General features: G+C 41.3%; 40 protein-coding genes and 1 tRNA gene. All 41 read right to left on the bottom strand.

The genetic code is table 11. From position 1 onward, the window contains the following. Window positions 1–3: 3 nt before the first annotated feature. Window positions 4–78 (bottom strand) — tRNA-Gly (locus tag E7L28_RS09445). A gap of 198 nt (window positions 79–276) precedes the next feature. Next, window positions 277–1,395, bottom strand: coding sequence for a nicotinate-nucleotide--dimethylbenzimidazole phosphoribosyltransferase (locus E7L28_RS09440; protein WP_287509933.1), 1,119 nt, complete (start codon window positions 1,393–1,395; stop codon window positions 277–279). Beyond that, entirely contained in the window at window positions 1,392–2,429 is a 1,038-nt protein-coding gene (locus tag E7L28_RS09435) for a nicotinate-nucleotide--dimethylbenzimidazole phosphoribosyltransferase (RefSeq protein WP_004698100.1), read from the bottom strand. The genes E7L28_RS09440 and E7L28_RS09435 overlap by 4 nt, the downstream gene beginning before the upstream one ends. Window positions 2,430–2,479: 50 nt before the next feature. Beyond that, entirely contained in the window at window positions 2,480–3,367 is an 888-nt protein-coding gene (locus E7L28_RS09430) for a prephenate dehydrogenase (protein ID WP_123138558.1), read from the bottom strand. 253 nt (window positions 3,368–3,620) lie between these two features. Next, window positions 3,621–4,493 (bottom strand): 2-oxoacid:ferredoxin oxidoreductase subunit beta, encoded by an 873-nt coding sequence (locus E7L28_RS09425; protein ID WP_004698097.1) that lies wholly within the window; start codon window positions 4,491–4,493, stop codon window positions 3,621–3,623. Between the two features lies 1 nt (window position 4,494). Continuing rightward, a complete protein-coding gene (locus tag E7L28_RS09420) occupies window positions 4,495–6,246 on the bottom strand; it encodes a 2-oxoacid:acceptor oxidoreductase subunit alpha (RefSeq protein ID WP_004698101.1) in 1,752 nt (583 codons plus the stop codon). 296 nt (window positions 6,247–6,542) lie between these two features. Next, a complete protein-coding gene (truA, locus tag E7L28_RS09415) occupies window positions 6,543–7,328 on the bottom strand; it encodes a tRNA pseudouridine(38-40) synthase TruA (RefSeq protein WP_004698095.1) in 786 nt (261 codons plus the stop codon). Further along, window positions 7,325–8,128 carry an energy-coupling factor transporter transmembrane component T family protein gene (locus E7L28_RS09410; RefSeq protein ID WP_021148511.1) on the bottom strand — a complete coding sequence of 268 codons (804 nt, stop codon included), beginning with the start codon at window positions 8,126–8,128 and terminating at the stop codon, window positions 7,325–7,327. The genes truA and E7L28_RS09410 overlap by 4 nt, the downstream gene beginning before the upstream one ends. Next, window positions 8,118–8,978, bottom strand: coding sequence for an energy-coupling factor transporter ATPase (locus E7L28_RS09405; protein ID WP_004695160.1), 861 nt, complete (start codon window positions 8,976–8,978; stop codon window positions 8,118–8,120). The genes E7L28_RS09410 and E7L28_RS09405 overlap by 11 nt, the downstream gene beginning before the upstream one ends. Then, window positions 8,978–9,886 (bottom strand): energy-coupling factor transporter ATPase, encoded by a 909-nt coding sequence (locus E7L28_RS09400; RefSeq protein WP_004695158.1) that lies wholly within the window; start codon window positions 9,884–9,886, stop codon window positions 8,978–8,980. Before E7L28_RS09400 ends, E7L28_RS09405 begins: the two co-directional genes overlap by 1 nt. Window positions 9,887–10,170: 284 nt before the next feature. Next, window positions 10,171–10,506, bottom strand: a complete 336-nt coding sequence (gene rplQ, locus E7L28_RS09395; RefSeq protein ID WP_004695155.1) for a 50S ribosomal protein L17 — start codon at window positions 10,504–10,506, stop codon at window positions 10,171–10,173. Window positions 10,507–10,518: 12 nt separating this feature from the next. Beyond that, entirely contained in the window at window positions 10,519–11,523 is a 1,005-nt protein-coding gene (locus tag E7L28_RS09390) for a DNA-directed RNA polymerase subunit alpha (protein ID WP_004695153.1), read from the bottom strand. Window positions 11,524–11,593: 70 nt separating this feature from the next. After that, window positions 11,594–11,983 carry a 30S ribosomal protein S11 gene (rpsK, locus tag E7L28_RS09385; protein WP_004695151.1) on the bottom strand — a complete coding sequence of 130 codons (390 nt, stop codon included), beginning with the start codon at window positions 11,981–11,983 and terminating at the stop codon, window positions 11,594–11,596. Window positions 11,984–12,002: 19 nt separating this feature from the next. After that, window positions 12,003–12,371 (bottom strand): 30S ribosomal protein S13, encoded by a 369-nt coding sequence (rpsM, locus tag E7L28_RS09380; protein WP_004695149.1) that lies wholly within the window; start codon window positions 12,369–12,371, stop codon window positions 12,003–12,005. Between the two features lie 23 nt (window positions 12,372–12,394). Next, on the bottom strand, window positions 12,395–12,508 hold the full coding sequence (rpmJ, locus tag E7L28_RS09375; RefSeq protein ID WP_004695148.1) for a 50S ribosomal protein L36: 114 nt from the start codon (window positions 12,506–12,508) through the stop codon (window positions 12,395–12,397). Window positions 12,509–12,534: 26 nt separating this feature from the next. Then, on the bottom strand, window positions 12,535–12,753 hold the full coding sequence (gene infA, locus E7L28_RS09370) for a translation initiation factor IF-1 (protein WP_004695147.1): 219 nt from the start codon (window positions 12,751–12,753) through the stop codon (window positions 12,535–12,537). Window positions 12,754–12,775: 22 nt separating this feature from the next. Further along, entirely contained in the window at window positions 12,776–13,546 is a 771-nt protein-coding gene (gene map / locus E7L28_RS09365; protein WP_004695146.1) for a type I methionyl aminopeptidase, read from the bottom strand. 3 nt (window positions 13,547–13,549) lie between these two features. Beyond that, complete coding sequence (locus E7L28_RS09360) at window positions 13,550–14,113, bottom strand: adenylate kinase (protein WP_004695145.1); 564 nt, start codon at window positions 14,111–14,113, stop codon at window positions 13,550–13,552. A 12-nt stretch (window positions 14,114–14,125) separates the two neighbouring features. Then, window positions 14,126–15,388 (bottom strand): preprotein translocase subunit SecY, encoded by a 1,263-nt coding sequence (secY, locus tag E7L28_RS09355; RefSeq protein WP_004695143.1) that lies wholly within the window; start codon window positions 15,386–15,388, stop codon window positions 14,126–14,128. A gap of 1 nt (window position 15,389) precedes the next feature. After that, on the bottom strand, window positions 15,390–15,836 hold the full coding sequence (gene rplO / locus E7L28_RS09350) for a 50S ribosomal protein L15 (RefSeq protein ID WP_004695141.1): 447 nt from the start codon (window positions 15,834–15,836) through the stop codon (window positions 15,390–15,392). A gap of 22 nt (window positions 15,837–15,858) precedes the next feature. After that, the gene (gene rpmD, locus E7L28_RS09345) at window positions 15,859–16,038 is read right to left on the bottom strand and encodes a 50S ribosomal protein L30 (RefSeq protein ID WP_004695138.1); all 180 of its coding nucleotides are present in this window, start codon (window positions 16,036–16,038) and stop codon (window positions 15,859–15,861) included. Between the two features lie 14 nt (window positions 16,039–16,052). Further along, entirely contained in the window at window positions 16,053–16,556 is a 504-nt protein-coding gene (rpsE, locus tag E7L28_RS09340) for a 30S ribosomal protein S5 (RefSeq protein WP_004695136.1), read from the bottom strand. Window positions 16,557–16,574: 18 nt separating this feature from the next. Beyond that, window positions 16,575–16,955 (bottom strand): 50S ribosomal protein L18, encoded by a 381-nt coding sequence (gene rplR, locus E7L28_RS09335; RefSeq protein ID WP_005385510.1) that lies wholly within the window; start codon window positions 16,953–16,955, stop codon window positions 16,575–16,577. 17 nt (window positions 16,956–16,972) lie between these two features. Beyond that, entirely contained in the window at window positions 16,973–17,518 is a 546-nt protein-coding gene (rplF, locus tag E7L28_RS09330; RefSeq protein WP_004695131.1) for a 50S ribosomal protein L6, read from the bottom strand. 24 nt (window positions 17,519–17,542) lie between these two features. Further along, window positions 17,543–17,929, bottom strand: coding sequence for a 30S ribosomal protein S8 (gene rpsH, locus E7L28_RS09325; RefSeq protein ID WP_004695128.1), 387 nt, complete (start codon window positions 17,927–17,929; stop codon window positions 17,543–17,545). Window positions 17,930–17,956: 27 nt separating this feature from the next. After that, window positions 17,957–18,226: a 30S ribosomal protein S14 gene (gene rpsN / locus E7L28_RS09320; RefSeq protein ID WP_004695122.1), complete on the bottom strand. Its 270-nt coding sequence runs from the start codon at window positions 18,224–18,226 to the stop codon at window positions 17,957–17,959. A 16-nt stretch (window positions 18,227–18,242) separates the two neighbouring features. Next, entirely contained in the window at window positions 18,243–18,782 is a 540-nt protein-coding gene (rplE, locus tag E7L28_RS09315; RefSeq protein WP_004695119.1) for a 50S ribosomal protein L5, read from the bottom strand. A gap of 23 nt (window positions 18,783–18,805) precedes the next feature. Next, window positions 18,806–19,126 carry a 50S ribosomal protein L24 gene (gene rplX, locus E7L28_RS09310; RefSeq protein WP_004695118.1) on the bottom strand — a complete coding sequence of 107 codons (321 nt, stop codon included), beginning with the start codon at window positions 19,124–19,126 and terminating at the stop codon, window positions 18,806–18,808. An 18-nt stretch (window positions 19,127–19,144) separates the two neighbouring features. Continuing rightward, a complete protein-coding gene (rplN, locus tag E7L28_RS09305) occupies window positions 19,145–19,513 on the bottom strand; it encodes a 50S ribosomal protein L14 (RefSeq protein WP_004695117.1) in 369 nt (122 codons plus the stop codon). 24 nt (window positions 19,514–19,537) lie between these two features. Next, entirely contained in the window at window positions 19,538–19,798 is a 261-nt protein-coding gene (gene rpsQ / locus E7L28_RS09300) for a 30S ribosomal protein S17 (RefSeq protein WP_005385504.1), read from the bottom strand. A 39-nt stretch (window positions 19,799–19,837) separates the two neighbouring features. Then, window positions 19,838–20,041: a 50S ribosomal protein L29 gene (gene rpmC / locus E7L28_RS09295; RefSeq protein ID WP_004695115.1), complete on the bottom strand. Its 204-nt coding sequence runs from the start codon at window positions 20,039–20,041 to the stop codon at window positions 19,838–19,840. After that, window positions 20,031–20,468 carry a 50S ribosomal protein L16 gene (rplP, locus tag E7L28_RS09290; protein WP_004695114.1) on the bottom strand — a complete coding sequence of 146 codons (438 nt, stop codon included), beginning with the start codon at window positions 20,466–20,468 and terminating at the stop codon, window positions 20,031–20,033. The genes rpmC and rplP overlap by 11 nt, the downstream gene beginning before the upstream one ends. Next, entirely contained in the window at window positions 20,468–21,136 is a 669-nt protein-coding gene (gene rpsC, locus E7L28_RS09285) for a 30S ribosomal protein S3 (RefSeq protein WP_004695113.1), read from the bottom strand. The genes rplP and rpsC overlap by 1 nt, the downstream gene beginning before the upstream one ends. Before the next feature lie 16 nt (window positions 21,137–21,152). After that, the gene (gene rplV / locus E7L28_RS09280) at window positions 21,153–21,488 is read right to left on the bottom strand and encodes a 50S ribosomal protein L22 (protein ID WP_004695112.1); all 336 of its coding nucleotides are present in this window, start codon (window positions 21,486–21,488) and stop codon (window positions 21,153–21,155) included. Between the two features lie 13 nt (window positions 21,489–21,501). Continuing rightward, a complete protein-coding gene (gene rpsS / locus E7L28_RS09275) occupies window positions 21,502–21,783 on the bottom strand; it encodes a 30S ribosomal protein S19 (RefSeq protein WP_004695110.1) in 282 nt (93 codons plus the stop codon). A 23-nt stretch (window positions 21,784–21,806) separates the two neighbouring features. Further along, window positions 21,807–22,637, bottom strand: coding sequence for a 50S ribosomal protein L2 (rplB, locus tag E7L28_RS09270; protein ID WP_004695109.1), 831 nt, complete (start codon window positions 22,635–22,637; stop codon window positions 21,807–21,809). A 26-nt stretch (window positions 22,638–22,663) separates the two neighbouring features. After that, window positions 22,664–22,948 (bottom strand): 50S ribosomal protein L23, encoded by a 285-nt coding sequence (gene rplW / locus E7L28_RS09265; protein ID WP_004695108.1) that lies wholly within the window; start codon window positions 22,946–22,948, stop codon window positions 22,664–22,666. After that, the gene (gene rplD / locus E7L28_RS09260; protein WP_004695105.1) at window positions 22,948–23,571 is read right to left on the bottom strand and encodes a 50S ribosomal protein L4; all 624 of its coding nucleotides are present in this window, start codon (window positions 23,569–23,571) and stop codon (window positions 22,948–22,950) included. Before rplD ends, rplW begins: the two co-directional genes overlap by 1 nt. Window positions 23,572–23,597: 26 nt before the next feature. Continuing rightward, window positions 23,598–24,239: a 50S ribosomal protein L3 gene (gene rplC, locus E7L28_RS09255; protein WP_004695102.1), complete on the bottom strand. Its 642-nt coding sequence runs from the start codon at window positions 24,237–24,239 to the stop codon at window positions 23,598–23,600. A 12-nt stretch (window positions 24,240–24,251) separates the two neighbouring features. Then, window positions 24,252–24,563 (bottom strand): 30S ribosomal protein S10, encoded by a 312-nt coding sequence (rpsJ, locus tag E7L28_RS09250; protein ID WP_004695100.1) that lies wholly within the window; start codon window positions 24,561–24,563, stop codon window positions 24,252–24,254. Window positions 24,564–24,743: 180 nt separating this feature from the next. Continuing rightward, window positions 24,744–24,886 (bottom strand): EF-Tu C-terminal domain-related protein (locus E7L28_RS09245; RefSeq protein ID WP_462952882.1); only part of this gene is annotated, 143 nt, incomplete at its 5' end.

Here is a 24,886-nt window from a genome sequence, read left to right as displayed (position 1 = left end):
GTATGGAGCGGGAAACGAGATTCGAACTCGCGACCCCCGCCTTGGCAAGGCGGTGCTCTACCGCTGAGCTATTCCCGCATACAGAACCGATAATTACTATAACATAATTATCAATCTGTCGTCAAGGATGAATTAAGTCCATCCTGACTGCCATATAATAATATCAATTTACACATATAGTGTCAATGGTTTTTCCGTAAAGTTCCTTGAAAATATAGCATACAAGAACATCTTTTACCCGAGAAAAGGGGATATACAATCCCCCTTTAAAATGGGTTATTCTTTATTCTTTTGTCTACCTTTACCAGCCCCATCTTCAGCCACGCTAACTTCGGCTTCGATGAATGTTTTCATGTCATTTAGCATATGCATAGATGCATCGATAATAGATAGTCCCATAGTTGAACCTAAGGCTTCATCGATTAGCAGATTATAGTGCAAATAAGGCTTCACCCCTAAGAAGCGACATTGTTCTTTATGTATAGGTTCATCATGTATAGGCTCATCATAAACAGCCGATGGGAACACATAGTCCTTAACTAGGGGATCAATGGTAACCGCCGCTAAAATAGCTGCACCAGTTACTACATTATCAAAGACTACAGCCATGCGATGGCTAGCAGCCCCCAAGATAAAGGCTGTTAAAAATGCAATATCTAAACCACCTGCTACATGAAGCAAGTTCAATACCGCATCACGGCGCTCGCTTTCACTCAAAGTAGACCAATCATCCACAGCAATATTAAATCGATCTACAAAAGAATGAATATGAGCAGCACGTTGCTCTACTGTAGGTCCATATTCATTATGAACGAGAATATCCTCATACGCACAACCTGTGATCGTCGCCGTCGTTACAAGAGAATCTAGAAAGGCCCTCTCCCCTACGTTACCAATCGCCACCACTTGTAATCCATCAGCATGTAATCTATCTGCATAGGTAAAGCCGAGCTCAAGAGCACGCTCTAATTCCTCACGAGAAATAGCAGGTTCTACGCCAAAGAAATGGGAGCCTTTTCGAATCACCTGTTGTTCAATATTTGCTAAATCTGCAGTATCTTGTTCAAGACCTAGATTCACCACATGTACAACGGCATTTAATTTAGCTGCAGCCCCTTGTGTAGCTGTTGTTCCCTCATTAAAACGTTCTATGGCATCATAGCTTTCACTACCATGCTCAGTGTTTTGCGGCCCATCTACCAAGTGATCCGCCGCCACAACGAGCACACCATAGCGTAAATGATTTGGTTTAGGGTTTCTAAGAATCCCTGCAAAACGCTCTGCTATAGTTTCTAACGTAGCAAGGCTATAGATAGGCTTTGTCAGATTATCGATACGTAAGCGGCATGCTTCCATGGATGGTACATGCAATGGTTCTATTTTGAAAGTTCTCATGCCTTACCTCCTGTAAGCGCCAAATACATATGAACCGCAAGGTCTAGCATACCCATTTGTATGGAGCCACCAGAAGCCTCACCTAAACAAAGGCCTAAATCGACATAGGCTTCAAGGCCTAAATTTTCTAAGGAAGATTTGGCAGCTTTTTCAGCAGATAAATGTGAAGCCATCACATAATCCATTACTTGTGGCACCAATGTTTTAGCTACCAATGCACAAGCCGATGTATTAAATCCATCGATGATAACTAACCCATGATTTGCTGCGGCGCCTAAGATAACGCCAACGATACAAGCAAATTCAAAGCCGCCTACAGAGGATAAAATCCCAATGGCATCGTCTTTAGGAATATCCTTATATTTCTCCAGTACGTCATGAACAATGCGTTGCTTTAGTTTAAGTCGTTCATCGGAAATATTCGTTCCTCGTCCCGTCGCCTCTTCCGCTGTAAGTCCTGCAAACTTAGCGGTCATAAGGGCACTAGCTGTCGTATTCGATATGCCCATTTCGCCTACTAAAAATACATTGAAGCCTTCATCAATTTTTTCTTTTACGAGGCGAATACCCGTTTCAATGCCTTCAATCGCTTGTTCACGCGTCATAGCTGGCTCTTCTACGAAGTTTTTCGTACCCATCCCAAGTTTATGAATACGAAGGCCTGGAACCCAACTCATATCCGCATCAATGCCCATGTCGATAACTTCCATTTGAGCACCACAATAATTCGCTAGAGAATTAGCGCCAGCCCCCTTAGGAATCAGGTAATTCTGAGTCATCCCAACGGTCGTTTCCTTTGGATACGCACTGACGCCCATATCGGCCACACCGTGATCGGCAGAGGCAATTATCATGCAAGGCTTTGGTACAGCTAACGTCTCTTGATTAGTAGCTGCCCCATATTGAGCCACCATATTTACAAGACGTCCATATCGTTCCACAGGCGATGCTGTATTCCAGCTATCGATTATATGTCGTTCAATCTCTAGGCTGCGACCTGTAATAGCGCCACAAGTTTCTTGTAACAAACTCATAAAAGCTCCCTTAATCAAATAATATAATTATATTTTAGATATTCTTTCTTTTAGTTATTCTTAATTTGTCCCGTTAAATATGGCAATTTATTGCGAATCTCTCGACTTCGTTCAAGATAACTTTCTAATGCTTGTCCTTCGTCATCTTGTGAAAGTATCGCTTTAACATGTTCAATTTCTAATTCAATTTGTGTAAGACCTTCAATAACATTATGACGATTACCGTAGATAATTTCACGCCACATAGATGGTAATCCCCCAGCCACACGCGTGCAATCGCGGAATCCCCCTGCCGATAGTTTCATGCGCAATTCGCCCAATTCATCGCCACCCGAAACTTGTGTTAAAATAGAGGCCAATAAGTGAGGCATATGACTAACCATCGCCAAATATGCATCGTGAGCATAAATATCGACAAACTCGATGCGAGACCCTAAGGCACGACCCATGTCAGCCAATTCTTGAGCCACCTCTTCACTATATACATCGGAGGCCTTATCTTCTAACACGATCCAGCCCATACCTTTGAATAAGTTTTTATGAGATACTTCATAACCACCCTTTTCTGATCCTGCCATAGGATGGACAGATACGAAAACAGTCCCCTTAGGAATTGATTCATAAACGGCTCGTACAAAGTTTTCCTTCGCACTAGATACATCGGTTACGACTTGCCCCGGTCTAAATAGATGAGCCGTTTCAGTAAAAAGCCGTGCGTTTGTATCAGGAGGCAAGGAGAACACAACGATATCTGAGTTCTTAATCAATGGTTCAACTTCAGTCCACGCAGCTTTTACCACACCATCTTGAATGGCCGCATCACAGACCTCTTGACGACGTGCATAGCCTACTACCTCATATTCTGTATATTCCTTTAGAGCCTTTGCCAAGGATCCACCTAATAAACCTAAGCCAATAATACCCACGGTCTTACTCATATAAACCTACTTTCATAAACTATCTAGGAATGTATATGCTCTCATATAATGCTACATATAATTTATCAAGCTAATCTCTTTTTCGTATGCTTTCATAAAAACCTCAACAATGAATATCATACAGCGTTTTTATTATAACATGTTCATAACCACATGGGATAAAATTATAAACATATAACATACAAAAAACGTGCCACCCAAAGGTGACACGTTTTTTTAGTCAGCATCCTACCTAAGGAGTACGATGCTAATATTATTTAAATTGATTGCAAAGACTATCAAATAATGCTTGGTCAGGTTTAACCACATCTTCAGTCAATGGACGAGGATGTGGACCACCATTTGCAGCAGCCAATGCTTTTTCAAAGGAAGGTTTAGATGTATTTTGATAGATAAGGCCTGTAACCAAGCCATCAGTATCACCCAAAGTTTTAAGCGCTGTTGCACGATCTGTTGGGTCATACCCTTCAGGCAATGCTACTAAATGTTCTTTGAACCAATCATAACTATTGCGTTTGTTGTATGTAACACATGGGCTAAATACATTGATGAAGGAGAAGCCCTCATGATCCATGGCTTGTTGAATCAAATCAACGAGCTCTTTACGATTCACCATATAGCTTTGCGCTACAAATGTAGCACCTGCAGCAATCGCAGTTTCACAAACGGACAATGGAGACTCAAACGCACCATGAGGAGTTGTTTTTGTAACAAAACCGATATCAGAACGAGGGGATGCTTGACCTTTAGTCAAACCATATACATGGTTATCCATTACTACGTATGTCATGTTTACATTACGTTTGAAAGCATGAATGGTGTGACCCATACCGATAGCAAAGGCATCACCGTCACCAGAAAATGCAATAACTTCAAGGTCTTGGTTAGCAAGTTTAACGCCTTGCGCATAAGGAAGCGCACGGCCATGAGTTGTATGTGCACCATAAGCGTAGAAATAGCCACCGATACGGCTAGAACAACCGATACCGGAAATTACGGCTAATTTTTCTGGTGGAATATTTTTCGCTACTACAGCGTCAGTAATCGCCGCTTGAACCCCATAATGGCCACAGCCTGGACACCAGTTAGGACGAATATCATTTCTGTAATCTTTAGCTGTTGTCATATTATAGGACCTCCTTAATCGCATTTTTCACATAACTTTTTGTGAATGGATTACCATCGTATTTCAAGCAGCTAGAAATCTTATGTTTCTTATGCATGTTGATTTTAAATAAGTTAGCCAATTGACCAGTTTTATTGTGTTCTACGATAACTACTTTTTTCGCAGCATCAAAGAACGGTTGTAATTGCTTTGCTGGGAATGGTTTAATTAGGCGCAATTGTAAGTGGTTAACTTTAACGCCTTCTTGATCGAATTCAGCAACGGCTTCTTCAATAGCACCACGGCTAGAAGCCATACCTACAACGAGCACATCTGCTTCGTCGTATTTAGCATTGTTCAAGAATGGTTCATAGTTATCAGCTACAGTTTCCAATTTGCGGAACCGTTTATCAGTTTGCGCTACGTGCATTGTAGGCGCTTCTGCTGGTTTACCTTCTTCATTATGCTCTAAACCTGTGGAAAGGAATAGACCATTTTTCATGCCCGGAATTGTACGCGGAGAAATGCCATCTTCAGTCAATTCAAAGCGTTTGAAGTAGTTAGGTTGTACCAATTCAGGAAGTTCAGCTTCTTTCATCATTTTACCGCGATTAATAGGTACACGGTTCAAATCGAAGGAAGGAACGGATTGTTTATTCAAACCTTGTTGTAAGTCAGGCATAAAGATAACTGGACATTGGTACATTTCTGCCAAGTTGAAAGCTTTTTGAATTTCATAGAAACATTCTTCGATAGATGTTGGAGAAATTACGATACCAGAATAGTCACCATGTGCATTGTAGCAAGCTGCATCAATATCGGATTGTTCAACTTTTGTAGCCATACCAGTGGATGGGCCAGAACGTTGAACGTCGATAACAACCATTGGCAATTCAGCCATAGAAGCCATGGACAAGGATTCTGCCATCAAGGAAAGACCTGGGCCAGAAGTACACGTGAAGCCACGAACACCTGCGTATACACCACCCATAGCTGTCATACATGCTGCGATTTCATCTTCTGTTTGAACAACAGTTGAGCCCAACTTATCCATAGTTTTAATCATGTATTCCATAACTTCGGATGCTGGCGTAATAGGATATGAGGCCATAAAACGGGAACCCGCAGCAATAGCACCAAGAGCACATGCTTCGTTACCTAATAAGAACATTTGATCTTTCTTACCAGGCGCTGGCAATGTATCGATTTCAACATCGCCTAATTTTTCCATTACAAGGCTATGACCATCATCGAAAGCAGCCAAGTTTTTATCAATAATCTCTTGGGATTTCTTTGCAAATTTCTCAGTAATAGCATCTTTAAACATCTTAGTATCAAAGCCAAGAAGCGCTACGGACATCCCAAGTGCTACGATATTACGCATCAACAAGGAGCCTTGTTTCATTGCTGTTTCAGAGATAGGCAAAGATAAGCAATTAATCTTTGTACCTTCAAATTTAGAAAAGTCTGGATTAACTTTGCTATCACAGATGATATATCCACCATCGCGTACTTCGGAACCGTGCATATCAACGGTTTCTTGATCAAGGGAAAGCAAGAAGTCTACCCCTTCACCAATGGACATAATTTGTTCCAATGCTACGCGCAATGCGAATGTAGTATGACCACCTTTGATGCGAGATGCAAATAAACGTTGGCTATACAAAGAGTAGCCTTCTTTAGCAAGGATTGTGGCCATAATTTCGCCGCAACTCTCAATACCTTCACCTTGTTGGCCGCCCATTTTCCAGATAAAATCTTTACGTTTTTGCAAGAGATTCACCCTCCTTAGGATAAAAATTACACTGCTGACAAGAGTCTACCTTACTATGTTAATGTTTTATAGTACGAACCTGTCTTATATCGTCATTGTATCATGTATATTTTAGGTTTACAATGTATCATTTCACATAATAATAGGTATAAATTAAGGTATTATAACTAAAAATTATAAGAAAAAAAAGATACTACTTTTGAAGTAGTATCCTTTTAGTATTTATGCTCAACGTTTTATACTTTCACATCAAAAAAAGAGTCTATATAAAATTATATAGAATATTTATTCTCGAATCATCTAAAATATTTATTCCGTAATACCTCTTGTTGTCGCTCTTCAGTAAAGAATATTTCTTCTAAACATAAGCCTTGAGCAGGTGCAGTTTTCCCTATAGCACGCCGGTCTTTAGCGGCTAAATATCCTTTAATAGCCTCAACCTTGCGACGACCAAGACCTATATCTACAAGTAAACCTGCAATATTGCGGACCATATGATATAAAAAACCATCACCAATCACAGAAATCGTCACCTGTGAACCTCGGGCCTCAACACGAATTCCCATAATTGTCTTTACAGGATCCGCCGGAGTTGAGTTCGTTCCCTTTAGGGTTGTAAAGTCATGCGTACCTACTAGTTCATTACCTGCAGCCTGCATACGAGCAATATTTAAGGGCTTTTTCACATGCCAATGATATCGCTGCGTCAAAGGATCTGCAATAAGCTGATTATGAATCGTATATACATACTCTTTACCGTATATATTCCACCGTGGCTTCCAATCTAGCGGAATTTCTACCGCTTCTAGAACGACTATATCCTTAGGAATATGAGCTATCATAGCACGAGGAATATTTTCTACTGGTATAGTCCCCGACGTTTGAAATGTACAAACTTGAAATTTAGCATGTACACCTGCATCCGTACGAGAGGCACCATAAATTTGAATGGGTTCATTACAAATACGTGATAAACCATATTCCAAACAACCTTGTACCGTTAACCCCTTATCATTAGGTTGCTTTTGATAACCTGCTAAATCTGTACCATCATAAGCCACTATGATTCGTATATTTCTCATAGGCCAAGCCACCATAATGCAATAAGTATAATCGTAATCAAGACAACAGCACCGACGCCAATATAATCGACATAGGTAACTTGTAATTCTTTCATACGTGTACGATTGACGCCACCTCTATAGCAACGCGCCTCCATAGCGATAGCTAATTCATCGGCCCGTCGAAACGCACTAATAAATAATGGCACTAAAAGTGGCACCATGTTTTTTGCGCGTTGAATGATAGAGCCTGTCACAAAGTCTGCCCCACGAGCAGATTGTGCTTTCATAATACGATCCGTCTCATCCAATAAGGTAGGGATGAAACGCAGCGCAATAGTCATCATCATGGCGAGCTCATGAGCAGGAACACCTATGCGACGGAATGGATTGAGCAAGTGCTCAATCCCATCAGTTAAGCGAATTGGTGATGTGGTATAGGTCAACAAAGAAGAAAACAAGATTAAGAAGATTAAGCGTGCCGCCATTTGAAGGCCCATTGCCACGCCATGGTCGGTAATATTGATAATCCCCCATTGAAAAATTGGATTGCCTGGTGTCGTAAAAATATGAATCCCCATAGTAAATACGATGATAATCCAAAGCGGTTTGATAGCAGACCACATCAGACGTAACGGCAAACGTGATAACAACATTGCAAAGATGGTAAACCCACCTACAACGCCATATGCCAATGGAGAATTCGCCAAGAATATGGCTACAACGAATATGGTAGTAGCAATAATCTTTGCGCGTGGATCCATGCGATGCAAAAAAGAGTTTCCTGGGAAGTATTGACCAATAGTTATATTATTTAACATGGTTACCTCCTTCGAGAATTGCTTGCACCGCATCATCTACAGATAGTACGCGATTAGACACATCAAGACCTTGTTCGCGCAAATATTCCATGGTAACGGACACTGGCGGTACATCTACACCGACAGCCTGTAATTCATCACGATGATTATTAAAGATGTCCATCGGTTCACCATCGAGAACGATACGCCCTTTATCGAGTACTACAAGACGAGAAGCCATGCGAGAAATATCTTCCATATTGTGAGATACAAGAATTACAGTGATTCCCTTTTCTTTATGAAGTCGAATGATTTCTTCAAAGATTTCTTCCCGTCCAAATGGATCAAGACCAGCAGATGGTTCATCGAGCACGAGAAAATCTGGATCCATAGCCACTACGCCAGCAATAGCCACGCGGCGCATTTGACCGCCAGATAAATGGAAGGGAGAACGTTCTGCATATGTGTCATAATCGAGTCCTACGAACTTCATCGCATCTCGCACACGCTCGTCTACGTCATCAGCACTAAGCCCTAAATTTTTAGGACCAAAGGCGATATCTTGAGCGATGGTTTCTTCAAACAATTGATGCTCTGGATACTGGAATACCATCCCCACCTTATGACGCATTTTTTTAGCTTCCTCTGTGGAGGCGCTAATATCTACACCATTGACAGTAACTGTACCAGTTGTAGGATGTAATAGCCCATTTAGATGTTGTACAAAGGTGGATTTACCGGAACCAGTATGACCGATAACACCTAGAAACTCCCCATTTTCAATGGTAAGTGATACACCACGAAGCGCAGTTTTTTCAAAAGGGGTACCCATGCCGTAGGTATATGTAATATTATCTAACACAATCGCCATTAATGGGTTCCCTCCCCTCTTGGAGCATCTGTTGAGTGTATAGCGGATAATTGCTTGCCTAACTTTGAGCCTTTAAGCCCCTTTGCTAACTCTTCATTATTAATGATACTCTTACCCACTTCATAACCTTTAGCATTCAATTTGAAAGCAATCTCAGAGGCTACCGGTACATCGAGGCCCAGCCCTTTTAAAGTATCTACATGGCTAAAAATTTCACGAGGCGTACCATCATGTAATTTCACACCATTTTTCATAACCACAACTCGGTCTGCCGTAACAGCTTCCTCCATGAAGTGCGTAATATATACAATCGTAATGCCCTCTTCCTTATTGAGCTTGTGAACTGTTTCAAGCACTTCGCGGCGACCTTTTGGATCGAGCATCGCTGTTGGTTCATCAAGAACGATGCAATCAGGCTTCATCGCTAATACACCTGCGATAGCAATACGTTGTTTTTGTCCGCCCGATAATAAATGGGGACCATGTTCTCTATATTCAGTCATATTAACAGCAGCTAACGCTGCATCGACACGTTGTCTAATTTCTGCACTAGGAATACCTAAGTTTTCTGGACCAAAGGCAACGTCCTCCTCTACAACGGCCGCTACGATTTGGTTATCAGGATTTTGGAATACCATTCCTACATGTTGGCGAATATTCCAAATATGCGCTTCATCCCGCGTATCAAAGCCACATACATTGATATGACCTTCACTAGGTTGTAATAACACATTAAAATGCTTGGCAAGCGTACTTTTACCACTGCCATTAGTGCCAATGATACAAACAAATTCACCACGCTTAATGGATAGATTCACATCATCCAAGGCACGTACATCATTGCCGTTTTCATCAGTATAAATATGACTCATATGATTGACCTCAATCATAATGTCTTGTTCATTCATGGATAACCTCATATCTTTCTAGTCAATTTCGTTTCTATGAAAGTAGAACCATTTGCATCATCTATCATACTCATGTTGTGCATAATCCCCATATTTCAATTTATCCTATTTAATAGAACTTGAATTTAATAATGTCTTAGATATTATGCAAAAGGTTGACAATACATATTCATCCTTTACGATAACTGCTAACATATTACGATATTATACTAGTCGATTGTACCATAAAATTGACAATAAAAAAACGGTGCTGCAACATAAGTTACAACACCGTATGAGTTTGATTAAACTAACTCGATAATAGCCAAAGGTGCAGCGTCACCTTTGCGAAGACCAGTTTTGATTACACGAGTGTAACCGCCTTGACGGTCTGCATATTTTGGAGCAATTGTATCAAACAATTTTTTTACTACACTTTCATCCATGAGGTATGCAAGAACTTGGCGACGTGCATGAAGATCACCACGTTTAGCCAAAGTTACCATTTGATCAGCTAAAGAACGAAGTTCTTTCGCTTTAGCTTCAGTCGTTTCAATACGCTCATATTGGAAGAAAGATGTTAACATGCTACGGAACAACGCTTTACGAGCGGAGCTGTCGCGGCCTAATTTTCTGTACATTCGTCTTCCTCCTTATTCGCCTTTTTGTTTAAGTTGAAAACCACCTGGATGATTATTGAGTTTTTCCTCAATTTCATCGATAGATTTTTTACCTAAGTTGCGAACTTTTCCTAAGTCATCAATGGTTTTGTCTAGCAAGTCTGCAATTGTATTAATGCCAGCACGTTTCAAGCAGTTATACGCACGAACAGAGAGTTCCAACTCATCGATGGAAATCTTTGCTGGGCCGTCATCTACAGCTGGTTCTTCATTATCGGAACCTACTGGATCTATAACGATACCGCCTTCACCAGTGTTTACATCTACAACATCTGCAGAATGCGCTAATTTAGTGAAGTTCCCTAAATAACCAATCATAATGGCAGCAGATTTTGCCACTGCATCAGCAGCAGTAATGGAGCCATCAGTCCAAACTTCTAATGTAAGTTTGTCGAAGTCCATTTCATTGCCTACACGAACATCACTCACTTCGTATTTAGCACGAAGAATTGGAGAGAAGATGGAATCGATTGGAATACAACCAATAACATCAGTATCTTTTTTATTCTTCGTTGAAGGAACATAGCCTTTACCTCGTTCGATTACTACGTCCATTACGAGATGAGCTGTCTCATCCATTGTCGCAATCACGAGTTCAGGATTCAATACTTCTACCTCTGGTGGGAATTGTTCAGCCAAATCAGCAGCTGTCAATATTCCATCCTTTTGGAAGTCAAAATGAACTTCCAAAGGTAATTGTGCTTCTTCTTCAACTTTGATGCACAATTGCTTTAAGTTAAGGATGATATCCGTAACGTCTTCGCGAATACCAGGAATAGTAGAGAATTCATGAAGAACTCCATCAATTTTGATAGAGGTGATAGCTGCCCCATCCAAGGATGAAAGCAAAATTCTGCGTAAGCTATTACCGAGAGTGATACCATAACCACGATCTAATGGTTCACATACGAACTTACCATAACGACCGCCATCGGCGATGTCCACTTTCTCGATTTTAAGTTTCTTTTCTTCGCTCATCAGGAACATCCTCCTATATAACACACGTTCATAGTTAATTATAGCACCGTATCATATCGGTCGCTATAAATTATACACGACGGCGTTTTGGAGGGCGACAACCATTGTGAGGAATTGGAGTTACGTCTTTAATGGAAGTAACTTCAAGACCTGCAGCTTGTAAAGCACGGATTGCAGCTTCACGGCCGGATCCAGGACCTTTTACGAATACTTCAACAGTGCGAAGGCCATGTTCCATTGCAGCTTTAGCAGCTTGTTCAGCAGCCATTTGAGCAGCAAATGGAGTGGATTTACGAGAACCACGGAAGCCCAAGCCACCAGCGGAAGCCCAAGACAACGCATTACCGTTTGTATCTGTCAAAGTTACGATAGTGTTATTGAATGTAGAACGAATATGAGCCGCACCGGATTCAATATGTTTCTTTTCTTTTCTTTTAGTTCTAACAACTTTTTTAGCCACGCTTTATCCCTCCTTTATCTTATTTCTTTTTACCAGCAATTGCTTTTCTAGGACCTTTGCGAGTACGTGCATTCGTTTTAGTACGTTGACCACGAAGTGGTAAACCCATACGATGACGTTTGCCTCGATAGGAGTTGATTTCAATTAAGCGTTTAATGTTAAGAGCTTCTTCACGACGAAGGTCACCTTCTACTTTGTAATCAGCATCTAACAATTCACGGATTTTCGCTACTTCATCTTCAGAAAGATCGCGAACGCGTGTGTCAGGATTGATGCCAGTTTTAGCAATAATTTCAGATGCTAAAGTCGGACCAATACCATAAATATAAGTTAAACCAATTTCCACTCGTTTATCACGAGGTAAATCTACACCGGCGATACGTGCCATCTAATCATCCACCTCCTATCAGATTATCCTTGTTTTTGTTTATGTTTTGGATTTTCGCAAATAACCATTACACGGCCTTTGCGTTTAATGATTTTACATTTTTCGCATATCTTTTTAACTGATGGTTGAACCTTCATTAGTACCTCCTTTGTGGACCCTATGCTTATTTAAAGCGATAGGTGATGCGACCACGATTTAAGTCATACGGTGTCAGTTCCATAGTAACTTTATCACCAGGAAGAATACGGATAAAATTCATACGCATTTTACCTGACACATGAGCCAATACGATATGACCATTTTCCAATTCAACTTGGAACATGGCATTCGGTAATGCCTCAACGACCGTACCTTCCACCTCAATAACGTCTTCTTTTGACATATCTTTTCCTCCGGTTACCTGTTTATTTAATTAACCGCGGTTCTTCCCGCATAGTTAATATTTCAGGGCCGTTTTCTGTAACAACCACTGTATGTTCGAAATGAGCAGCAGGTTTACCATCTACTGTAACTGCTGTCCAGTCATCCCCTAATACACGAACACGGTGAGTACCTAATGTAATCATCGGTTCAATACACAATACCATACCTGGTTTCATAAGAGGTCCTTGATCAGGACTACCATAGTTTGGTATTTGCGGATCTTCATGCATTTCGCGGCCTAAACCATGACCTACGAAGTCGCGTACGACACCGTAACCATGTTTCTCACAATACGTTTGAACAGCGTGACCGATAGCACCAATACGGTTACCGACTTTCACTTGTTCAATTCCCTTGAACAGACTTTCCTCTGTAACTTTTAACAATTTCATCACATCGGGTTTGACGTGACCGATAGGAATCGTCACAGCCGAATCGCCGTGATATCCATCAATAGATGATACGAGATCAATACTGAGGACATCGCCGTTTTTAAGCTTACGCTTAGCGCTCGGAATACCATGAACGACTTCTTCGTTAATAGAAGCACAGATTGTAGCGGGGAATCCATAGTACCCTTTACAACTTGGTATACCACCGTGGCTGCGAATATATTCTTCGGCAATTGTATCTAACTCAAGCGTCGTGATGCCAGGTTTAGCCTTTTTTACTAACAAGGACAACGTGTCTGCTGTAAGCTTACTTGCCTTGCGGATACATTCAATCTCATGGGGCGATTTTAAAATAATCATAGATTATTTCTCCAACGCCTTAATGATGTCAGCAAATACTGCGTCTACATCTTGTAAACCATTAATTTCTTGATATAATCCGCTATTGCGATAGTAATCAATTAACGGTTTAGTAGATTCTTCGTACACAGCTAGACGTTTCTGTACTGTTTCAGGGTTATCATCAGCACGATTTTCTAGAACAGCTCGTTCGCTAATACGTTTAACCAATTCCTCGGAAGGAACGTTTAAGTTAAGTACAGCGTCCAAAGAAATTCCTAATTCTTTAAGGATTGCATCCAAGGATACAGCTTGCGCTGTAGTTCTTGGAAATCCATCAAGAATAAATCCAGATTTGCAGTCATCTTTCACCAAGCGATCACGTACGATACCAACAGTTACACTGTCTGGTACCAATTGACCAGCATCGATGTATTTCTTAGCCTCAACTCCAAGAGGTGTTTCGTTCTTAATCGCAGCGCGGAACATATCACCTGTTGAAATTTGGGGAATACCGTATTTTTCAATAAGTCGAGCTGCCTGAGTGCCTTTACCTGCACCAGGAGGTCCCATTAATAAAATATACATATCGTTTCCCTCCTATTTCACAAAGCCTTTATAGTGGCGTGTTACCATGAGCGACTCAATTTGTTGCATTGTATCAAGTGCTACACCTACAACGATAAGAAGAGCCGTACCACCAAAGTATACGCCTTGGACGCCGGTTATACTACCGAGGAAATTCGGTATAATAGCAACGACAGCTAAGAATACAGCGCCAGCCAAAGTGATCTTGGTCATCACGTTATCCACATAATCAGCAGTTGGTTTACCCGCACGAATACCTGGGATAAAACCACCGTATTTTTTCATATTATCTGCCATATCTGTAATGTTGATAGAGATTGCAGTATAGAAATACGTAAAGATAAAGATCAATATCGCATACAATGCCGTTTGTAACGGCGTCCCCCATGTAAATAAATCAGCAGCTTTATGAACAAATTCATTGTCAATAAATTGTGCAATTGTTACAGGGAACATCAACACAGATGACGCAAAGATAATTGGGATTACACCTGCCTGATTGACTTTCAACGGCAAGAATGTAGAGTGACCACCGTACATTTTACGCCCTACTACGCGTTTTGCGTATTGGATAGGAATGCGACGTTGGCCTTGTGTAACTGCCACTACGACAGCGATCATCGCAAGTGCAATTACAGCAAATAAGAATGCTTGGAACATGTTAATGGTTCCGTTTTGGATATATTGATAAATAGTTTCGAGACCATCTGGCAATCGAGCTACGATACCAGCAAAGATGATCAAGGAAATACCATTACCTATACCATATGCTGTGATTTGCTCACCAATCCACATCAACAAACATGTGCCTGCTGTGAGGATGATGGCCACAACGAATACGCTAAGGAAATCATTATTTACCAAAGCGTTGTTTGCTCTAAGAGCAAATGCCATACCAGCGGCTTGTACAAAGCCAAGGACTACGGTGCCATAACGAGTTACCTTCGCTATTTTCTTACGCCCGTCTTCACCATCTTTACTCCATGCTTCAAACTGAGGAACTACAGACTGAAGCAGTTGCATGATGATGGAAGCATTAATGTAAGGGGTAATACTCATCGCAAAGATAGAGAACTTACTTAGCGCACCACCAGCAAACAAGTCTAATAGACCAAATAGGTTACCGGATGTAAACAAGGATTCGATAACAGATGCATCTACACCTGGTACTGGGATGTGAATGCCGGCTCTAAACACAGCAAACATCATCAATGTGTACAAAATCTTGTTACGTAACTCAGTAATCTTAAAGATGTTCGAGAGGCTATCTAGCACCCTAGATCACCTCAACTTTTCCGCCTGCTGCTGTGATTTTTTCTTCAGCAGCTTTAGTGAAGCCATTAGCGATAACAGTCAAGTTTTTAGTTTCCAATGTGCCGTTACCTAAAATACGAATACCATCGCGTACATTTTTCAAAATGCCAGCTTCAATAAGAGCTACTGGATCAACTGTTGCACCATCTTCAAAGCGATTTAATTGTGCTACGTTAACTTCAGCATATTGTTTAGCAAAAACGCTGTTGTTGAAACCGCGTTTTGGTAAACGACGATAAAGAGGCATTTGGCCGCCTTCAAAACCGGAGCGAACGCCACCGCCAGAACGGGAGTTTTGACCTTTTTGACCACGACCAGATGTTTTACCCAAGCCAGAACCTAAACCACGGCCTACACGAGTACGAGTTTTTTTAGAACCAGCTGCTGGTTGTAATTCATGAAGTTTCATTCAGTGCACCTCCTTATCAGTATTAAACTTCTTCAACTTTTACTAAATGTCTAACTTTATGAAGCATACCTTCGATTTGAGGTGTTACTTCTTTTACGACTTGAGAATTAGTTTTTTTCAAGCCCAAAGCTTTAACTGTCGCGCGTTGATCTTCAGGACGACCGATTAAGCTTCTTGTTAATGTTACTTTAACTTGTGCCATTTCTTGTCTCCTTATTACGCGTTATAGATTTCTTCAACGGTTTTACCACGAAGCTCAGCAACTTCGCTAGCGCGTTTCAAATCTTTCAAACCTTCGATTGTAGCGCGAACCATATTGTTAGGGTTAGAAGAGCCCAAAGATTTAGTCAAGATGTTACGAACACCTACTAATTCCAATACGGCACGAACAGGGCCACCAGCGATAACGCCAGTACCTTCAGCAGCTGGTTTCAAGAATACGCGGCCTGCACCGAATACGCCTGTTACGCTGTGAGGGATTGTACCATTTTTAATAGCTACGTTTACAATATTTTTCTTAGCATCATCGATACCTTTGCGAATTGCTTCTGGTACTTCCGCTGCTTTACCTAAGCCAACGCCTACATAACCGTTGCCATCACCAACAACTACAAGAGCGCTGAAGGAAAAACGACGACCGCCTTTAACTACTTTGGCTACGCGGTTGATGAATACTACTCTTTCTTTAAGATCAAGACTGGTGTAGTCAATTCTCGCCATGTCTATAGTTCCTCCTTCTTAGAATTTTAAGCCTGCTTCACGAGCACCTTCTGCAAGGGCTGCTACGCGGCCGTGGTAAATGTAACCACCACGGTCAAACACTACAGTGTCAATGCCTTTAGCGATAGCTTTTTTAGCAACTGCTTCACCAACAGCTTTAGCAGCAGCTACGTTACCACCATAGGATAAGTTCAAATCTTTATCTAAAGAGCTAGCAGCAACCAAAGTTGTACCTGCTACGTCATCGATTACTTGTGCGTAAATGTTGCTCAAAGAACGGTAAACGTTCAAACGTGGGCAAGTTGCCGTACCAGAGATGTGACGGCGAATACGAAGATGACGTTTTGCTCGAGCGATATTTCTACTAGATTTACGAGGCAAGATATTCACTCCTTTCATTCATATAGATGATATTACTATTTACCTTTTGCACCAGCTTTACCAGCTTTGCGACGAACAACTTCGCCTTCATAGCGGATACCTTTACCTTTGTAAGGTTCAGGTTTTCTCCATTTACGGATATCAGCTGCTACTGCACCTACAACTTCTTTGTCTGCACCAGACACAACGATTTTGTTAGGAGCTGGAACATCGATTGTAATACCAGCTGGAGCTTCCATTTCTACTGGATGAGAGAAGCCAAGTGTAAGAGCTAATTTATTGCCTTGTTTAGCCGCTCTGTAACCAACACCGTTGATTTCAAGAGTTTTTGTAAATCCTTCAGATACGCCTGTTACCATATTAGCAACAAGAGCGCGAGTCAAACCGTGAAGGGAACGATGATTTTTATCGTCGGAAGGACGAGTTACTGTGATTGTGTTACCTTCTACAGTGATATTCATATCTGGATGCAAATCGCGAGATAATTCACCTTTAGGGCCTTTTACGTTCATATGATGGTTATCATATGTAACAGTAACGCCTGCAGGGATCTCGATAGGCATTCTACCGATACGTGACATTATTTCTACCTCCTATTGCTACTATTACCAAACGTATGCGATTACTTCGCCACCAAGACCTTCTTTACGAGCTTGTTTGTCGCTCATAACGCCTTTGGACGTAGAAATAACTGCGATACCCAAACCACCAAGTACACGAGGAAGTTCTTCCTTTTTCGCGTAAACACGTAAACCTGGTTTGGAAATACGTTTAATTCCTGTAATAACTTTCTCGTTATTGGAACCATATTTCAAAGTTACTTTTAAAGTGTTTTCTTCTTTTTCAACGTTCTTTACAAAGCCTTCTTGTAAAAGGATGTCAAGAACGGCTGCTTTCATTCTAGATGCAGGAATGTTTACCGTTTCATGAAGTGCAGCGTTTGCATTACGGATGCGCGTAAGCATATCCGCGATAGGATCGGTCATTACCATAATCTAAAAACCTCCTCTCGTCTAATATTACCAGCTGGCTTTTTTAACACCAGGAATTTGTCCTTTGTACGCCAATTCACGGAACGCAATACGGCTGATACCGAATTTACGCATATAGCCGTGAGGACGACCAGTTAAGTTGCAACGGTTGTGCAAGCGTGTTGGGGATGCATTTGCTGGTAATTTGGATAAGCCTTCATAATCACCTGCTGCTTTTAACGCTTCACGTTTAGCTGCATATTTTTCAACGATTTTAGCGCGTTTCTTTTCGCGTTCAATCATAGATTTTTTAGCCATCTATATGTTCCTCCTATTATTTTTCAAAAGGCATACCGAATTGAGTCAACAATTCACGAGCTTCTTCATCTGTCTTAGCACTTGTTACGATAATGATGTCCATACCAGTAACACGTTCTACCTGATCATATTCGATTTCAGGGAAGATGAGCTGTTCTTTAAGACCCAAAGCGTAGTTACCACGGCCATCGAATGCAGTAGCGCTGATACCGCGGAAGTCACGTACACGAGGTAATGCCGCATTGATCAATCTATCAAGGAATTCATACATGCGTTCGCCACGAAGAGTAACTTTTGTACCCAACGCCATGCCTTCACGAACTTTGAAGTTCGCAATGGATTTTTTAGCTTTTGTGATGACAGGTTTTTGACCAGCAATGATAGTCAAATCATTAACTGCTGCTTCCAATGCTTTTGCATTGCCTACTGCATCACCTACGCCGATGTTGATAACGATTTTTTCCAATTTAGGAATTTCCATTACATTGCCGTATTGGAATTTTTCTTGCATACTCTTTTTGATTTCAGAGTTGTATTGTTCAAACAAACGAGACATTTATGTAGCTCCTCCTTTCCTGATTATTTAAGTACTGTACCGGATTTAACAGTAGCGCGAACGAATTTACCGTCCTTGCCTTCTACCTTTTTGATACGAGTAGCTGTTTTAGTTTCTGGGTCGACAACCATTACGTTAGAAACATGAATGCCAGCTTCTTTAGTAACGATGCCGCCTTGTGGGTTAGCTTGGGAAGGTTTTGTGTGACGTTTTACAGTGTTAACGCCTTCAACAAATACGCGTTCTTTTTTAGGTTCAGTTGCGATAACTGTACCTTGCTTACCTTTATCTTTACCGGAGATAACAACAACTGTATCGCCTTTTTTGATTTGTAGCTTAGCCATATGCTGCGTTCCTCCTTCTTATAATACTTCTGGAGCCAAAGAAACGATTTTCATGAAGTCTTTTTCACGAAGTTCTCTAGCTACAGGTCCAAAGATACGAGTACCACGAGGGGTCTTGTCATCTTTAATAACTACTGCTGCGTTTTCATCGAAACGAATATAGGAACCGTCTTGACGGCGGATACCTTTTTTAGAACGAACAATAACAGCTTTAACTACGTCGCCTTTCTTGACAACGCCACCGGGTGATGCATCTTTTACAGAAGCAACGATTACGTCACCGATATTGCCGAATTTGCGATAAGAACCGCCCATGACTTGGATGCACATAATACGTTTAGCACCAGTGTTGTCGGCAACATTCAAAATTGTTTGTTGCTGGATCATCGTCTATTCCTCCTTACATCACTCTTATTTTTGTCTTTCAAGAATTTCAACAACTCTCCAACATTTATCTTTAGAAAGTGGACGAGTTTCTACAATTTTAACTGTATCGCCAATTTGACACTCATTATTTTCATCATGAGCTTTGAAGCGTTTTGTGCTAACCATTGGCTTGTTATATAATGCGTGAGGTACTTTACGTTCCACAGCAACAACAACAGTTTTATTCATTTTGTCGCTTACAACTTTACCTACGCGGACTTTACGTACGTTTCTTTCTTCTGCCACGATTTTAAGCCTCCTTTTCAACCATTAACAAATCTGTTATTATGCGTTTTCAGATTTAAGTTCAACTTCACGTTGTACAGTTTTAATACGAGCGATTGTCTTCTTAACTTCACGAATGCGCATAGGATTTTCTAATTGACCTGTTGCAAGCTGAAAACGGAGGTTAAATAACTCTTCCTTAAGACCGGAAACTTTTTGTTCCATTTCGGCAGCGCTCATATTGCGAATGTCATTAACCTTCATTTACGTCACCACCCAATTCTTTACCCTTAACAACAAATTTGCATTTGATTGGAAGTTTATGGCTTGCAAGACGCATAGCTTCACGAGCTGTAGCTTCTGGCACACCGTCCATTTCAAACATTACACGACCTGGTTTAACCACTGCTACCCAGTATTCAGGAGAACCTTTACCGGAACCCATACGAGTACCAGCTGGTTTAGCTGTGATTGGTTTGTCAGGGAAAATTTTAATCCATACTTTACCACCACGTTTGATATAACGAGTCATAGCAATACGGGCAGCTTCGATTTGACGGTTAGTGATCCAAGATGGTTCGCATGCTACCAAGCCGAACTCACCATGAGACACTGTATTACCGCGCATAGCACGACCTTTCATACGGCCGCGGAATTGCTTACGATGTTTTACGCGCTTTGGAATAAGCATTACTTGCCACCTTCTTCCTTCTTAGCAGGTGCTTGTTTTGCTTCTGGCAAAACTTCACCTTTGTAAATCCATACTTTAATGCCGATACAACCATATGTTGTATGAGCTTCAGCAGTACCGTAGTCGATGTCTGCACGAAGTGTATGCAAAGGAATAGAACCTTCACGATAGGATTCGCTACGAGCGATTTCAGCACCGCCAAGACGACCGCTTACCATGATTTTAATACCTTTTGCACCTAAGCGCATTGTACGACCTACAGCTTGTTTCATTGCACGGCGGAAGCCGATACGACGTTCCAATTGGCCCGCAATGTTTTCAGCAACTAATGTTGCATCCATGTCTGCTTGTTTAATTTCTGCAATGTTAACATCCACTTGTTTATCAGTGAAACGAGTCATTGCTTTTTTGATATCTTCGATACCAGCACCACCACGACCGATAACCATACCTGGTTTCGCAGTGTGGATAGTCAATTTAATACGTTTATTTGTACGCTCGATTTCAATGCGGGAAATACCAGCAATGAAAAGGGTTTCTTTCAAGAAGTTACGAATTTTTACGTCTTCATGAAGATTAGCAGCGAAATCTTTATCTGCATACCATTTTGCGTCCCAATCTTTTACGATACCGACACGCAAACCGTGTGGATTAACTTTTTGACCCACTCTGTTTCCCTCCTTCTTAAGCTCTTTCTTTAACTACTACTGTTACGTGGCTAGTACGTTTCAAAATTTTGAAAGCTTGACCACGGGAACGAGGATGAATGCGTTTTAATGTAGGGCCTTGATCAACGAAGATCTCGGATACGTAAAGATTGTCAACATTCATATCGAAATTATGTTCAGCGTTTGCGATTGCAGAACGCATAACTTTTTCTACTACATCAGCGCCAACTTTCGGAGTGAACTTCAAGATGGCAAATGCTTCGCCGATGTTTTTACCGCGCACTAAATCTGCAACGATACGGATTTTACGAGGCGCGATTCGGATATGTCTAGCGATTGCTTTTGCTTCCATGTATTATTTCCTCCTATTTTTTGCCTGTAGATTTTTCGTCCTTACCATGACCTCTATAAGTACGTGTAGGAGCGAACTCACCTAATTTATGACCTACCATATCTTCTGTAATGAATACAGGTACATGTTTGCGACCATCATGCACAGCAATTGTGTGGCCTACAAAACTTGGGATAATAGTAGAGGCACGGGACCAGGTTTTTACAACTTTCTTTTCGTTAGTTTCGTTTAAAGCTTCAACTTTCTTAAGCAAATGATCTGCTACGAAAGGGCCTTTTTTAATAGATCTGGACACTATTTTATCTCCTTTCCTTTATCCTATTTTGTACGACGTTTAATGATTAAGCTGTTAGAAGCTTTTTTCTTGTCGCGAGTTTTAACACCATGTGCTGGTTTGCCCCAAGGTGTAACAGGATGTTTACGACCAACAGGAGATTTACCTTCACCACCACCATGTGGATGGTCACAAGGGTTCATTACAACACCACGGTTGCCAGGGCGAACACCCATCCAACGATGACGACCAGCTTTACCGATTACAAGGTTACTGTGGTCAGCGTTACCAACAACACCAATTGTTGCACGGCACTCTTGACGAACACGACGCATTTCACCAGATGGTAAACGAAGAATAGCGTAGCCATTATCTTTACCCATCAATTGAGCAGATGTACCAGCGGAACGAACGATTTGACCACCCTTACCGATTTTCAATTCGATATTGTGGATTTGTGTACCGTCTGGAATATTAGCCAATGGTAAGCAATTACCAGGTTTAATATCGGACTCAGGACCGGAGAATACAACGTCACCAACTTTTAGACCGTTAGGAGCTAAAATATAGCGTTTTTCACCATCAGCGTAGTTAAGCAAAGCGATGCGAGAAGAACGGTTAGGATCATACTCGATTGTTGCTACTTTAGCTGGAATATTATCTTTAGTACGTTTGAAGTCAATAATACGGTATTGACGTTTGTGACCGCCACCTTGGTGACGAACTGTCATTTTACCAGTATTGTTACGACCACCTTTTTGAGAAATCTTAGCGAGCAAGGATTTTTCTGGTTTGCTTGCTGTGATTTCGTCGAAGGCGGATACTGTCATAAACCGGCGACCAGCGGAGTACGGTTTAAATGATTTAATTGCCATTAGTGGGCCTCCTTACAACTAGACTCTTAGACACCTTCAAAGAATTCAATGGATTCGCCAGCTTTTAAGGTTACGATAGCTTTTTTGTAATCGCTACGTTTACCTTGTGTACGACCCATGCGTTTAGTCTTACCTAAAACACGAATAGTAGCTACTTTTTCTACTTTTACATTGAAGATTTTTTCAACTGCTTGACGGATTTGCACTTTATTTGCAGTCAAAGGCACACGGAAAGTGTATTTGCCTTCTTCCATAAGCATAGTGGATTTTTCGGTAATAACCGGGCGGATTAGTACATCATGTAATTGCATTATCCGAGCACCTCCTCGATTTTTGCGACAGCGCCTTTAGTAATGAAGAGCTTATCGTAATGAAGAAGATCGAAAATGTTCATACCTTCGCAAGCCAAAGCTTTAACACCTTGGATGTTACGAGCGGAACGTTCAACATTTACATCACCTTCAGTGATGAACAATACTTTTGCATCACCAACGTTGAAGCTGTTAATAATGTTCAACACTTCTTTTGTTTTAGGAGCTGCTAATGTGATTTCTTCCAAAACGTATAATTCGCTATTATTCACTTTATCGCTAAGAGCAGATTTAACTGCTAAACGTCTAGCCTTACGAGGCATAGCTTTGTAATAGCTGCGAGGTTGTGGGCCAAATGTAGTACCGCCACCGATCCAGATTGGGGAGCGGCTAGAGCCTGCACGAGCACGGCCAGTACCTTTTTGTTTCCAAGGTTTGCGGCCACCGCCACGAACCATACCTCTAGTTTTTGTTGCATGTGTGCCGAGACGTTCGTTAGACAATTGACGAACTACGGCTTGATGCATTACGGCTTCGTTAACTTCAACGCCGAATACTGCATCGTTTAACTGTATTTCACCGACTTTAACGCCGGATTGATTATATGTTGCTACTGTAGGCATTACATAATCCTCCTTTCGACAAATGATTATTTAACAGGTTTAACCGTGTTGCGAACCATAACCAAGCTACCTTTAGCGCCTGGGATACCACCTTTAACCAATAAAAGGTTACGTTCAGCATCAACTTTCACAACGGATAAGCGTTGTACGGTAACTCTGTAACCACCCATTTGTCCAGGGAGTTTTTTACCTTTGTATACCTTACCGCCGCCACCGGAGATCATAGGACCGATGGAACCAGGTTCACGGTGAGATTTGGAGCCATGAGTTTCAGGACCACGGGAGAAGTTATGGCGTTTAATTGTGCCAGCAAAACCCTTACCTTTACCTGTACCCACTACGTCCACCAATTCACCTTCTGCGAAGATATCAGCTGCCAGAGTTTGGCCTACTGTGTAGTCAGCTGCATTAGCTACGCGAACTTCGCGAAGATATTTCACTGGAGCTACGCCAGCTTTGTCGAACTGACCTTTTACAGGTTTTGTTAAATGTTTTTCTTTAATGGAACCGTAACCAATTTGTACTGCTTCGTAGCCGTCTGTTTCTACAGTCTTTACGCGCACTACAACGCTTGGGGTAGTTTCCACTACTGTTACAGGAACTAATTGGCCTTCAGCTGTGAAGACTTGTGTCATTCCTAATTTTTTACCCAAAATAGCTTTAGACATTATCGCACCTCCTTATAGTTTTATTTCAATAGATACACCAGCTGGTAAATCTAAACGAGTGATAGCATCTACTGTTTTCGAATTTGGTTCAAGAATATCGATTAAGCGTTTATGTGTACGCATTTCGAATTGTTCACGAGAATCTTTGTTTACGTGTACAGAACGAAGAATTGTGAAGATATTCTTTTCTGTTGGCAATGGAATCGGACCAGATACCATAGCGCCATTTCTTTTTGCAGTGTCTACGATCTTAGCAGCGCTTTGATCGAGAGCTTTGTGGTCGTATGCCTTAAGGCGAATACGGATTTTTTGCTGTTTAGCCATTATTAATAATTCCTCCTGTCGTCCATTTCGTGAATGGGCTGCTCCATAGAAATTCTCCTCCGCAGAGGCAACCTTCTACTTCATAGTTTAAAAACACAACACGAGAGCGGCATTATCTGCCGCTCTGAGTGCTGCATGTATTGTGCTCAACGCATTCTACGATGAGCATAAAAGGTTAAATTAACCTTCGATTGCTGTTACTACGCCAGCGCCTACTGTATGGCCACCTTCGCGGATCGCGAAACGAAGACCTTCTTCGATAGCGATTGGAGTAATCAATTCGATTTCCATTGTTACGTTATCGCCAGGCATACACATTTCTA

The sequence above is a fragment of the Veillonella parvula genome, from assembly GCF_032575955.1.
GTDB lineage: Bacteria > Bacillota > Negativicutes > Veillonellales > Veillonellaceae > Veillonella > Veillonella parvula_J.
This window is presented reverse-complemented; position numbering and strand designations above follow the sequence as displayed.

Bases quoted from the DNA above. Each gene is read 5' to 3' on its own strand.
- E7L28_RS09440 (WP_287509933.1), bottom strand. From the start codon at position 1,395: ATGAGAACTTTCAAAATAGAACCATTGCATGTACCATCCATGGAAGCA.
- E7L28_RS09435 (WP_004698100.1), bottom strand. From the start codon at position 2,429: ATGAGTTTGTTACAAGAAACTTGTGGCGCTATTACAGGTCGCAGCCTA.
- E7L28_RS09430 (WP_123138558.1), bottom strand. From the start codon at position 3,367: ATGAGTAAGACCGTGGGTATTATTGGCTTAGGTTTATTAGGTGGATCC.
- E7L28_RS09425 (WP_004698097.1), bottom strand. From the start codon at position 4,493: ATGACAACAGCTAAAGATTACAGAAATGATATTCGTCCTAACTGGTGT.
- truA (WP_004698095.1), bottom strand. From the start codon at position 7,328: ATGAGAAATATACGAATCATAGTGGCTTATGATGGTACAGATTTAGCA.
- E7L28_RS09410 (WP_021148511.1), bottom strand. From the start codon at position 8,128: ATGTTAAATAATATAACTATTGGTCAATACTTCCCAGGAAACTCTTTT.
- E7L28_RS09405 (WP_004695160.1), bottom strand. From the start codon at position 8,978: ATGGCGATTGTGTTAGATAATATTACATATACCTACGGCATGGGTACC.
- E7L28_RS09400 (WP_004695158.1), bottom strand. From the start codon at position 9,886: ATGAATGAACAAGACATTATGATTGAGGTCAATCATATGAGTCATATT.
- rplQ (WP_004695155.1), bottom strand. From the start codon at position 10,506: ATGTACAGAAAATTAGGCCGCGACAGCTCCGCTCGTAAAGCGTTGTTC.
- E7L28_RS09390 (WP_004695153.1), bottom strand. From the start codon at position 11,523: ATGAGCGAAGAAAAGAAACTTAAAATCGAGAAAGTGGACATCGCCGAT.
- rpsM (WP_004695149.1), bottom strand. From the start codon at position 12,371: ATGGCACGTATCGCCGGTGTAGATTTACCTCGTGATAAACGAGTGGAA.
- rpmJ (WP_004695148.1), bottom strand. From the start codon at position 12,508: ATGAAGGTTCAACCATCAGTTAAAAAGATATGCGAAAAATGTAAAATC.
- infA (WP_004695147.1), bottom strand. From the start codon at position 12,753: ATGTCAAAAGAAGACGTTATTGAGGTGGAAGGTACGGTCGTTGAGGCA.
- map (WP_004695146.1), bottom strand. From the start codon at position 13,546: ATGATTATTTTAAAATCGCCCCATGAGATTGAATGTATCCGCAAGGCA.
- E7L28_RS09360 (WP_004695145.1), bottom strand. From the start codon at position 14,113: ATGTATATTTTATTAATGGGACCTCCTGGTGCAGGTAAAGGCACTCAG.
- rplO (WP_004695141.1), bottom strand. From the start codon at position 15,836: ATGAAACTTCATGAATTACAACCAGCAGCTGGTTCTAAAAAAACTCGT.
- rpmD (WP_004695138.1), bottom strand. From the start codon at position 16,038: ATGGCACAAGTTAAAGTAACATTAACAAGAAGCTTAATCGGTCGTCCT.
- rpsE (WP_004695136.1), bottom strand. From the start codon at position 16,556: ATGGCGAGAATTGACTACACCAGTCTTGATCTTAAAGAAAGAGTAGTA.
- rplR (WP_005385510.1), bottom strand. From the start codon at position 16,955: ATGAAAGGAGTGAATATCTTGCCTCGTAAATCTAGTAGAAATATCGCT.
- rplF (WP_004695131.1), bottom strand. From the start codon at position 17,518: ATGTCACGTATCGGTAGAATGCCTATCGAGATCCCTGCAGGCGTTACT.
- rpsH (WP_004695128.1), bottom strand. From the start codon at position 17,929: ATGGTAATGACCGATCCTATCGCGGATATGCTTACGCGCATCCGTAAT.
- rpsN (WP_004695122.1), bottom strand. From the start codon at position 18,226: ATGGCTAAAAAATCTATGATTGAACGCGAAAAGAAACGCGCTAAAATC.
- rplE (WP_004695119.1), bottom strand. From the start codon at position 18,782: ATGTCTCGTTTGTTTGAACAATACAACTCTGAAATCAAAAAGAGTATG.
- rplX (WP_004695118.1), bottom strand. From the start codon at position 19,126: ATGGCTAAGCTACAAATCAAAAAAGGCGATACAGTTGTTGTTATCTCC.
- rplN (WP_004695117.1), bottom strand. From the start codon at position 19,513: ATGATCCAGCAACAAACAATTTTGAATGTTGCCGACAACACTGGTGCT.
- rpmC (WP_004695115.1), bottom strand. From the start codon at position 20,041: ATGAAGGTTAATGACATTCGCAATATGAGCGCTGCCGAAATGGAACAA.
- rplP (WP_004695114.1), bottom strand. From the start codon at position 20,468: ATGCTTATTCCAAAGCGCGTAAAACATCGTAAGCAATTCCGCGGCCGT.
- rplV (WP_004695112.1), bottom strand. From the start codon at position 21,488: ATGGAAGCAAAAGCAATCGCTAGACATATCCGAATCGCGCCTCGTAAA.
- rplB (WP_004695109.1), bottom strand. From the start codon at position 22,637: ATGGCAATTAAATCATTTAAACCGTACTCCGCTGGTCGCCGGTTTATG.
- rplW (WP_004695108.1), bottom strand. From the start codon at position 22,948: ATGCAATTACATGATGTACTAATCCGCCCGGTTATTACCGAAAAATCC.
- rplD (WP_004695105.1), bottom strand. From the start codon at position 23,571: ATGCCTACAGTAGCAACATATAATCAATCCGGCGTTAAAGTCGGTGAA.
- rplC (WP_004695102.1), bottom strand. From the start codon at position 24,239: ATGTCTAAAGCTATTTTGGGTAAAAAATTAGGAATGACACAAGTCTTC.
- rpsJ (WP_004695100.1), bottom strand. From the start codon at position 24,563: ATGGCTAAACAGCAAAAAATCCGTATTCGCCTTAAGGCATACGACCAC.